The following is a 9,193-nucleotide window of genomic DNA, read 5'->3' on the forward strand; positions in this document are numbered from 1 at the left end:
CAGTGATCGCGAACGTATCGGCGCACCGGCGGGCGAACGCCTTCGCCCAGGCCCTGGAGGAGCAGTCCGAGCGGGGCACGGCGGCCGAGCAGTCCGAGGGATCGCCACCGGCACCGGCCGCCGACCAGACCGAGCAGGGCCACCTCCTGGCCCTGGCCACGGGTCTCGCCGAGCTGCCCAGACCGGAGCTCGACCCGGAGGTCAAGGTCGTCCAGCGGGCGCAGTTGGTCGCCGCGATGGAGGCCATGCTGCAGGAGGGCACGCTCGGAGGCGAAGCCGCTGACCCTTCGGTACCCGAACAGCGAAGCCGCAGCAGGGGAGCACACCGGGCGACCGCGCTGGGCAGATTGCGGCCGCGCTCCCGGCTCGCCAAGGGACTCACCGCCGGCGGCCTCAGCGTCGGCGTCGCCGCGGGGGCCTTCGGCGGCGTCGCCGCCGCCAGCTCCGACGCCCTCCCCGGTGACTCCCTCTACGGCCTGAAGCGAGGCATCGAGGACTTCAAGCTCAACTACCTCAGCGACGACGACAGCGAACGCGGCGAGGCCTATCTCGACCAGGCCTCGACCCGTCTCGGCGAGGCCCGCCGCCTCATGGAGCGCGGCCGCAGCGGCCATCTCGACCACGAGTCCCTCGGCGAGATCCGCCGCACGCTGTCCGGCATGCGTCACGACGCCTCCGAGGGCCACCGCCTGCTCCACGAGGCCTACGAGCGCGACCCGGACTCGCTCGGCCCCATGCAGGCCCTGGACGCGTTCTCCCGCTCCCACCGCGAGGCGTGGAGCGCCCTGCGCCAGCGGCTGCCGGTCCAGCTCGGCGACGTCAGCGAGGAGGTCTCGTCGGTCCTGGACGCCATAGAGCAGGAAGTCGCCCCGCTGCAGTCCATCCTCCCGCAGCCCCCCACCCAGGGCGGCGGCGGCACGGATCAGCGGCAGGGCACCGGCCCGTCGTCCACCGGCACCTCCGGCACCGGCGGCTCCAGCACGCCCCGCACCGGTGGCACCGAGGCTCCCGGTGCCGGCGAAACCGGCAGCGGCCCGAGCAAGCCGGCCGACTCCACGTCCGAGGACGACGGCCTCCTGGGCGGCAGCACCGGTGGTCTCCTGGACCCGCTGGAGGACACCTCGACCACCGCCCCGACCAGCCCCTCCCCCGCCCCCGAGCCGGAAGTCACCATCCGGCCCCTCCTGCCGGGCCTCCTCCCGGGCCTCGGTATCGACAGCGAGGACGCCGGCTAGGCCGGGCCGACGGTGAGCACGCGGTGGGGGCCCTTCTCCGGGCAGGGTCCCCACCGCGTGCTCACCGTCAGAAGAACACCGACCTCCGCTGCACCAGCAGCTTGTAGAGCGTGTGCTGGATCTGCTCGCGGACCTGGTCGGTCAGGTTGAACATCAGCATCGGGTCCTCGGCTGCCTCCGGCGGATAGCCGTCCGTGGCGATCGGCTCGCCGAACTGGATCGTCCACTTCGTCGGAAGCGGGATCGCCCCCAGCGGCCCGAGCCACGGGAACGTCGGCGTGAGCGGGAAGTACGGGAAGCCCAGGACCCGCGCCAGCGTCTTGGCGTTGCCGATCATCGGGTAGATCTCCTCCGCCCCGACGATCGAGCACGGGATGATCGGAACACCCCGGCGCAGGGCCGTGGAGACGAAGCCGCCCCGCCCGAACCGCTGCAGCTTGTACCGCTCCCCGAAGGGCTTGCCGATGCCCTTGAAGCCCTCCGGCATCACCCCGACCAGCTCCCCCTGCCCGAGCAGCCGCTCCGCGTCCTCGGCGCAGGCCAGGGTGTGGCCCAGCTTGCGGGCGAGCTCGTTGACGACGGGCAGCACGAACACCAGGTCCGCGGCGAGCAGCCGCAGATGCCGCCCGGCCGGATGCCGGTCGTGCACGGCGACCTGCATCATCAGCCCGTCCAGCGGCAGCGTGCCGGAGTGGTTGGCGACGATCAACGCTCCGCCCTCGGCGGGGATGTTCTCGATGCCCTTCACCTCGACCCGGAAGTACTTCTCGTACACCGGCCGCAGCAGGGACATCAGGACCTGGTCGGTCAGCTCCTCGTCGTAGCCGAAGTCGTCGACCTCGTAGTCCCCGGTCAGGCGCCGGCGCAGGAAGGACAGGCCGCTCGCCAGACGGCGTTCCAGCGCCGAGGCGGCCTCGGTCCGCTCCGGCTCCCGTTCATCCGTCACACGGCCGTCCTCCTGCGCCACGGACCCGCTGGGCAGGGCCGGGACCGCGCCGGCCTCCGGTACCCCGCGCAACTCGCTCACTTCCCGTACCGGCACGGTCTGCTCGCCGCCGGCCGTGCGTCGGCTCCCCCCGCCCCCGCCCCTGCGCCGGGCCGGCCGCTGTCCGGCGCCCCCGCGAGACCGGTCGTCGTCGAACGGAATGACCTTGGCGTCCGCCATCGTTGATGCGCTCCTCGGTTGGCACCGCGCGTCAGTCGGCGCTCTGCATCGGGGGGTGACCGCCGCCCGGGACGGACAGGGCGGCGATCCGGTCGACGGCCCCCGCAAGGGCCTCGGGGGGCAGCAGTCCGGGTCCCCGGCTGCGCGCGAAGTCCGCGAAGGTCTCGGCGGTGGTGTATTTCGGCGCGAACCCCAGCGTCTCGCGCATCTGGTCCGTCGCCACGACCCGGCCGTGGGTGAGCAGCCGGATCTGCTCGGGTGAGAAGTCCGTCATTCCCAGCGTACGCACCAGCGACCCGGCCCAGGTCACGGCGGGCAGCAGCAGCGGCACGGTGGGCCGCCCGAGCCGCCGCGAGCACTGCGACAGCGTCAGCACGCCGTCACCGGCGATGTTGAAGGTGCCGCTGTTGAGGGTGCCCCGCATCGGCTCGTGCGAGGCGATCCGCAGCACCTCGATCGCGTCGTCCTCGTGCACGAACTGCAGCCGGGGGTCGTAGCCGAACACCGTCGGCAGCACCGGCAGCGAGAAATAGGAGGCCAGGGGGGTCTCCGCGGTGGGGCCGAGGATGTTGGCGAAGCGCAGCACACACACCGCGACGTCGGGCCGCCGCCGCGCGAAGCCGCGCACGTACCCCTCGACCTCGACGGTGTCCTTGGCGAACCCACCGCTGGGCAGCGACTTGGCCGCCGTGGTCTCGGTGAACACGGCCGGGTCCCGCGACGCGGAGCCGTACACGTTCGTACTGCTCTTGACGACGAGCCGGCGCACACCGGGCGACTTCTGACAGGCACCGAGGAGCTGCATGGTGCCGATGACGTTGGTCTCCTTGACGGTGGCCCGGCTGCCGCTGCCCAGCGCGGTGGCCGTCACGTCGAGGTGGACGACGGTGTCGGCGCCGCTCTCGGCGAGCACCCGGGCGATCCCTGGCTGCCGGATGTCGGCCTGGACGAACTCGGCCGCACCGAGCCGGTGCTCGGGCCGCACCACGTCCACGGCGATCACCCTGTCGACGCCCGGGTCACGCTGGATCCGTCGTACGAACCGGCCTCCCAGTTGGCGGGCCACTCCGGTCACGAGCACGACCTTGCCCAAGATCAGCGCCTTTCTTCCAGGACCTGGTACTCCGCATCGTCCACCGCGTTCCCCCGTGGAGCCAACCTAGCGGTTCGATGTTGCCCTGTGATGACCGCCGGTCCGGACAGAAGAACGACCCCCCACCGTTATCAGGTGGGGGGTCGAACCGCGCTCGTAACGCTCGGCGCGTCGCCTTACTTCTTGTTGCGACGCTGAACGCGCGTGCGCTTGAGCAGCTTGCGGTGCTTCTTCTTGGCCATCCGCTTGCGCCGCTTCTTGATAACAGAGCCCACGACTACCCTCGCTCACTTCTCATCACTCGGTGTTTGGGCGCCATGGGCCCACACGACCTACGAGGGGCTAGCCTACCCGCCCGAGCGCCGAGGTCGTTAATCGAGGGTTTCCGGGGAGGTCCGGGACACGGGGTACACGAACCTCCCCGGTGTGGAGCTAGGCGGTTTCCACCCCCACATAGCTATCGCGGAGGTACTCGTGAACCGCGTCCTCCGGGACGCGGAAGGACCGCCCCACCCGGATCGCGGGCAGATGACCGCTGTGCACCAGCCGGTACACGGTCATCTTGGACACTCGCATCACCGCGGCGACTTCCGCCACGGTAAGGAACTGAACCTCGCTCAGAGGCCTCTCGCCAGCAGCCATGACACACCTGAACCTTCCGCACTCGACTCGACGGCCACCGGCTTCCCCTTCCGGTGACTCTTCGTCGCTGCGTGCTCACTCCCCAGACTAGGGGCGGGTGATGCGAGTGGGGAAGAGGTGCACCCATCAACGGCCTACTGTGACAGACACGCCCGATTGAGTACGTAGCGGGTAAGCGGCCGGTAGTAAACAGACCGCACAGCGTCATCAAGCGGAACGACCACCGACACGACCCCCTCGGCCTCCCCCACGAACGGCGCCGGGTCGTCGACGTCGGCGAGCCCGATGGCCTCGAACCCCAGCTGACCTGCCCCACAGAGCCATCCGTGGTCTCCGATCACCAGCTGAGGCAGCGGTCCGCCGGCCTCCGCGAGGGCTCCGAGCGCGACTCGGACCGGCAGGGGTGAGTGGGTGTGCGCGCCGGTCGCACGACCGGCGCGACCGCCACCGGTTTCCCGCAGGAACCCGACTCCCCGTGCGTACACAAGACGGTGCGTACGTAGACCGAACCGGGTCGTTATGTCGACACAGCGACCATACGCGGGGGTGAGGACGGTACATCCCGCCGCCGACAGCGCGTACGCGAGCCCGGCGTAGAACCCGAGCAGCCGCCCCGGGTGCCCGGTCCCGATCAGCACGGCACCCCGGCGCCCGGCGACGTCTCCCACCCGTTCGGCGAAGGCGTCCAACCCGCTGATGGTGAGCCCGGGATCGATGTACTCGTCCCCCGTCGCCACCTCGGGCCCCCTCCCGCACCGCTCCCCCATCAGCCGCAGCACCTCCGCCGTCCCCCACCGGCCCAGCGGCCCCACCCCCAGCACCACCCGGGGGTCCCCCGCGGCGAACGCCCGGTATCTGCGCAGGCTCACCTCCCGCGGCGTCCCCACCACCCCGGCCAGCCGGGCCCCCACCAAGTGCCGCCGCAACCCGCACCCACTGACCACCCCCCGATACTCCTCCCGCCCCGCCTCCCGCCACCGGCGAATGCCCCCGACACCCCACCGTCGGGGGAACGCCGCGAGGCCGCGGGCCCCACCGGAACACCCTCACCCTCGGGGAACCACCGCAAGACCGCCGACCCCACCGGAACACCCTCACCCTCGGGGAACCACCGCAAGACCGCCGACCCCACCGGAACACCCTCGCCCTCGGGGGCGCTCCTCACGCCAGCAACCCGCGCAACGGGAACACCGCCCGCCGGGTCGCCAGCACGGCCTGGTCCAACCGGTCGGCGGGGTCGTATCCCGCCTCCCACTCCGCCCACCCCACGGGCCACCGGCCATCGGTCATCCGCACCGGCCCCAGCTGCCGGGTCCGCGCGAAGACCTCCGCCCGCCAGCTCTCCGGGATCACCGTCTCCGGCTCCACCGGCTTCCCCGCGGCCACTCCCACCAGATGCGCCCACGACCGCGGCACCACGTCCACCACCGCGTACCCGCCGCCGCCCAGCGCCACCCACCGGCCCCCGGCCCAGGCGTGCGCCAGCTCATGACACGCCACCTGCACGGCCCGCTGGGCGTCCAGCGACACCGCGAGATGCGCCAGCGGATCCTCGAAGTGCGTGTCGGCGCCGTGCTGCGTCACCAGCACGTCCGGCCGGAAGTCGGCGATCAGCTCCGGCACCACCGAGTGGAAGGCCCGCAGCCACCCCGCGTCCCCGGTCCCGGCCGGCAGCGCCACGTTCACCGCCGACCCCTCCGCGGCGCCCTCCGCCCCGGTCTCCTCCGGCCACCCCGTCTGCGGGAACAGCGTCCGAGGGTGCTCGTGCAGCGAGACCGTCAGCACCCGGGGGTCCTCCCAGAACGCCGCCTGCACCCCGTCCCCGTGGTGCACGTCGACGTCCACGTAGGCCACCCGCTCGGCCCCCAGCTCCAGCAGCCGCGCGATCGCGAGGGCCGCGTCGTTGTAGACGCAGAACCCCGACGCGCCCCCGGGCATGGCGTGGTGCAGGCCACCCGCGAAGTTCACCGCGTGCAGCGCGTCGCCCCGCCAGACCGCCTCCGCCGCCCCCACCGACTGCCCGGCGATCAACGCCGAGACCTCGTGCATCCCGGCGAAGGCCGGATCGTCCACCGTGCCCAGCCCGTACGCCGTGTCGGCCGAGCCCGGATCCACGGAGGCCGCCTTCACCGCCGCGATGTAGTCCTCCCGGTGCACCAGCCGCAGCGTGGAGTCCCCGGCCGGCTTCGCCGAGACGACCTCCACCTCGCGGTCGAGCCCCAACGCCTCCACCAGACTCCGGGTCAGCCTCAGCCGAACCGGATCCATCGGATGCTCGGACCCGAAGTCATAGCCCGTTACTGCCTCGTCCCACATCAGCTGTGCGCGGCCGCTCATACGCGCCACCGTATCGGTCCGGTTGAGCCGCGAACGACCGGGCGTACACCAACGTCACCAGCACCAACACCATCGGCACCAGCATCGCCCCCCGGTAGCTCCACACGTCGCCGAGCGACCCCACCAGCGGCGAACCGACCAGGAAGCCGACGTAGTTGAAGATGTTCAGCCGCGCGACCGCCGCGTCGGACGCCCCGGGGAACAGCCGCCCGGCCGCCGCGAAGGTCTGCGGCACCAGCACGCACAACCCCAGCCCCACACAGGTGAACCCGAGCATCCCCACCCACGCCCCGGGCGCCCCCGCCACCACCGCGAAACCCGCCGCGGCCACCACCGTGCCGCCCCGCACCACCGCCACCGCCCCGAACCGCCGCACCCCGAAGTCTCCGATGGCCCGCCCCACCAACGTGGTCACCATGTACACGTTGTACGGCACGGTCGCCAGCTGCTCCGAACTGCCCAGCACGTCCTGGAGGTACTTCGCGCTCCAGTTGGAGACGGTCGAGTCGCCGATGTAGGCGAAGGCCATCACCAGGCACAGCGGCAGCAGCAGCTTGAAGACGACACCGGCCCCGTCCCCCCGGCCCGCGTCCCCCGCCTCCCGCGGCCCACCACTGTGCGCACTGTCCGCGCCGACCCCGTCGACGTACCACCGGCTCCCCACCAGCACCGCCGGTACCAGCACCGCCACCACCGGCAGGTACGACACCCACAGCGCCAGCTCCCAGTGCGCCCCCGCCCACGCCAGCGAGGCCCCCACGATCCCGCCCAGGCTGTAGGAGGCGTGGAAGCTCAGCATGATGCTGCGCCCGTACGCCCGCTGCAGACTCACCCCGAGCATGTTCATCGAGGCGTCCAACGCGCCCACGGCCAGCCCGAAGACCGCCAGCGACAGCCCCAGCACGGCCATCCCGTCGCCCGCGCCGACCCCGACCAGCGCCAGCAGCACCAACGGCTGGGACCAGCGCAGCACCCCGCTGGGCCGGAACCGCCGCACCAGCCGCTCGGTCGCCACGCTGCCGGCCCCGGCGAGGACCGGCACCGCCGCCAGGAAGGCCGGCAGCAGCGCGTCGGAGACCCCGTACCGGTCCTGGATCGCCGGGATCCGGGTCACGAGCAGCGCGAAGGCGGCCCCCTGGGCGAAGAAGCTGAACGCCAACGAGGCCCGGCCGCGCCGCAGGACTTCTGTCATGGCGGCGAGCGTAGGGCCCCGGGCTACCGCTGGGTAGATCCAGCCAAAGATGAATTACGCTCAACTTCCCTGGCCCGCGAGGGCGAGGGCGCGCGCGGGAGCCGGGACGGCCTCCTCGGCTGACTTCACCTCGTCCGCGAGCAGCCGCTTCATCGTCTCCACCGCCAGGCCGCCGCTCACCGTGAAACCGATCGTCATGGCGACGGCGACGAAGACCCCGCCCAGCCAGACCATGGTGTCCACGGGCAGCGTGTACGCGCCCACCACCCGCGCCACACACTCGGCGAGCAGCACCACGCCCCACACCACCGAGAAGAGCCTCTCCTTGCGGCGGAAGACCGCCGAACCGGTGCGGGTCCCCGACACCAGCCGCTCCCAGGCGGCGTCCCGGGCCGCGTCGCCCCGCACCATCAGCGGCCGCACTGCCGCCGTCATCATCGGCCTCCCGAGCGCCACGGACACCAGGATCCCGATCCCGACGGTGCTGCTGACGGCGCCGTCCTTCGCCAGCATCAGCCGCGGGTCACCGGAGACGAAGCTCAGCACCAGGCCGACGACGTTGACCACGAGGATCAGCAGCGCGAGCCCGTTGGCCGTGCGCTCCCTCACCACGCTCCACGCGGTCCGCAGCGCCGGCCCCACGCTGCTCCAGGCGAGCGCGGCGAGGGTGCTCGTCCCGAAGCCGTCCTTGAGCAGGTAGAACGACCCGAGGGGAACCGCGACATCCACGATCAGGGGGGCGAGGTGGGCGCGCGTCGTGTTCGTCTTCGTCGTCATGCCCTCAGCCTCGTGGCACCCAGGGGTCCCCCAGTAGAAACGATCGTCCGGAGGTCGGCGTGACAAATGTCAGCCACGACGCCCGCCGCCATCGGTCAGAGCAGCAGGTCGGGCAACTCCCCCATGTCCCGGAAGAGTCGGGTGGCCCCCGTCAGCTTCTCCGCCGGCGTCATCGCGGTGAAGCCGACCACGTCCATCCCGGCCGCCACGGCCGCCTGCACGCCCAGCGGCGAGTCCTCGACGACCACGCACCGCTCCGGGGCGACGCCCATCGTCCGCGCCGCGTGCAGGAACAGATCCGGCTCGGGCTTCCCCCGCCCCACATCCTGCGAACTGAAGATCCGCTCCTCGTCGAACCACCGGTCGAGCCCCGTGGTCCGGTGCCCCACCCGGATCCGCTCGTGACTCCCGGACGACGCCACGCAGTACGGCACGCCCTCGTCCGTGAGCCGTTCCAGCACCTCGGTGGTGCCGGCGACCGGCTTCAGTTCCTGCTCGAACGCGGCGAAGACCCGCGTGTGGAAGACATCGTCGAAATCCTGCGGCAGGCGCTGTCCGCTGCGTTCCAGAACCAGTTCATGGATCCGGTGCATCGCGGACCCCATGTAGTCCCGGATCGACTCCTCGTACGTCGTCGGATGCCCCAGCTCGGTCAGGTAGCCGGCCAGGAGACGGTTGGATATGGGCTCGCTGTCGACGAGCACACCGTCGTTGTCGAAGATGACGAGTTCGTAGCGCATACCCAGAGCCTA

10 protein-coding genes are annotated in these 9,193 nt (G+C 71.7%); 1 reads left to right on the top strand and 9 read right to left on the bottom strand.

The genetic code is table 11. The features are described 5' to 3' along the window. Window positions 1–2: 2 nt before the first annotated feature. Window positions 3–1,235, top strand: coding sequence for a DUF5667 domain-containing protein (locus AC3ET3_RS30995; RefSeq protein WP_432157600.1), 1,233 nt, complete (start codon window positions 3–5; stop codon window positions 1,233–1,235). Window positions 1,236–1,302: 67 nt separating this feature from the next. On the opposite strand, the gene AC3ET3_RS31000 is transcribed toward AC3ET3_RS30995, so the two are convergent. From AC3ET3_RS31000 to AC3ET3_RS31040, 9 genes are all read right to left on the bottom strand, one after another. After that, on the bottom strand, window positions 1,303–2,400 hold the full coding sequence (locus tag AC3ET3_RS31000) for a lysophospholipid acyltransferase family protein (protein ID WP_432134396.1): 1,098 nt from the start codon (window positions 2,398–2,400) through the stop codon (window positions 1,303–1,305). A gap of 31 nt (window positions 2,401–2,431) precedes the next feature. Further along, complete coding sequence (locus AC3ET3_RS31005) at window positions 2,432–3,493, bottom strand: NAD-dependent epimerase/dehydratase family protein (RefSeq protein ID WP_432134397.1); 1,062 nt, start codon at window positions 3,491–3,493, stop codon at window positions 2,432–2,434. 176 nt (window positions 3,494–3,669) lie between these two features. Then, on the bottom strand, window positions 3,670–3,768 hold the full coding sequence (locus AC3ET3_RS31010) for a 30S ribosomal protein bS22 (RefSeq protein WP_003948845.1): 99 nt from the start codon (window positions 3,766–3,768) through the stop codon (window positions 3,670–3,672). A 157-nt stretch (window positions 3,769–3,925) separates the two neighbouring features. Next, window positions 3,926–4,135, bottom strand: a complete 210-nt coding sequence (locus AC3ET3_RS31015; RefSeq protein WP_432134398.1) for a helix-turn-helix domain-containing protein — start codon at window positions 4,133–4,135, stop codon at window positions 3,926–3,928. 134 nt (window positions 4,136–4,269) lie between these two features. Next, window positions 4,270–5,079: a phosphatase gene (locus AC3ET3_RS31020; RefSeq protein WP_432134399.1), complete on the bottom strand. Its 810-nt coding sequence runs from the start codon at window positions 5,077–5,079 to the stop codon at window positions 4,270–4,272. A gap of 217 nt (window positions 5,080–5,296) precedes the next feature. Beyond that, complete coding sequence (locus AC3ET3_RS31025) at window positions 5,297–6,472, bottom strand: acetoin utilization protein AcuC (RefSeq protein ID WP_432134400.1); 1,176 nt, start codon at window positions 6,470–6,472, stop codon at window positions 5,297–5,299. Beyond that, window positions 6,423–7,664: an MFS transporter gene (locus AC3ET3_RS31030; protein ID WP_432134401.1), complete on the bottom strand. Its 1,242-nt coding sequence runs from the start codon at window positions 7,662–7,664 to the stop codon at window positions 6,423–6,425. The genes AC3ET3_RS31025 and AC3ET3_RS31030 overlap by 50 nt, the downstream gene beginning before the upstream one ends. 60 nt (window positions 7,665–7,724) lie before the next feature. Continuing rightward, on the bottom strand, window positions 7,725–8,441 hold the full coding sequence (locus AC3ET3_RS31035) for a VC0807 family protein (protein WP_432134402.1): 717 nt from the start codon (window positions 8,439–8,441) through the stop codon (window positions 7,725–7,727). A gap of 95 nt (window positions 8,442–8,536) precedes the next feature. Further along, window positions 8,537–9,181, bottom strand: coding sequence for an HAD family hydrolase (locus AC3ET3_RS31040; protein ID WP_432134403.1), 645 nt, complete (start codon window positions 9,179–9,181; stop codon window positions 8,537–8,539). Window positions 9,182–9,193 lie beyond the last annotated feature (12 nt).

Source organism: Streptomyces sp. bgisy159 (genome assembly GCF_057707805.1).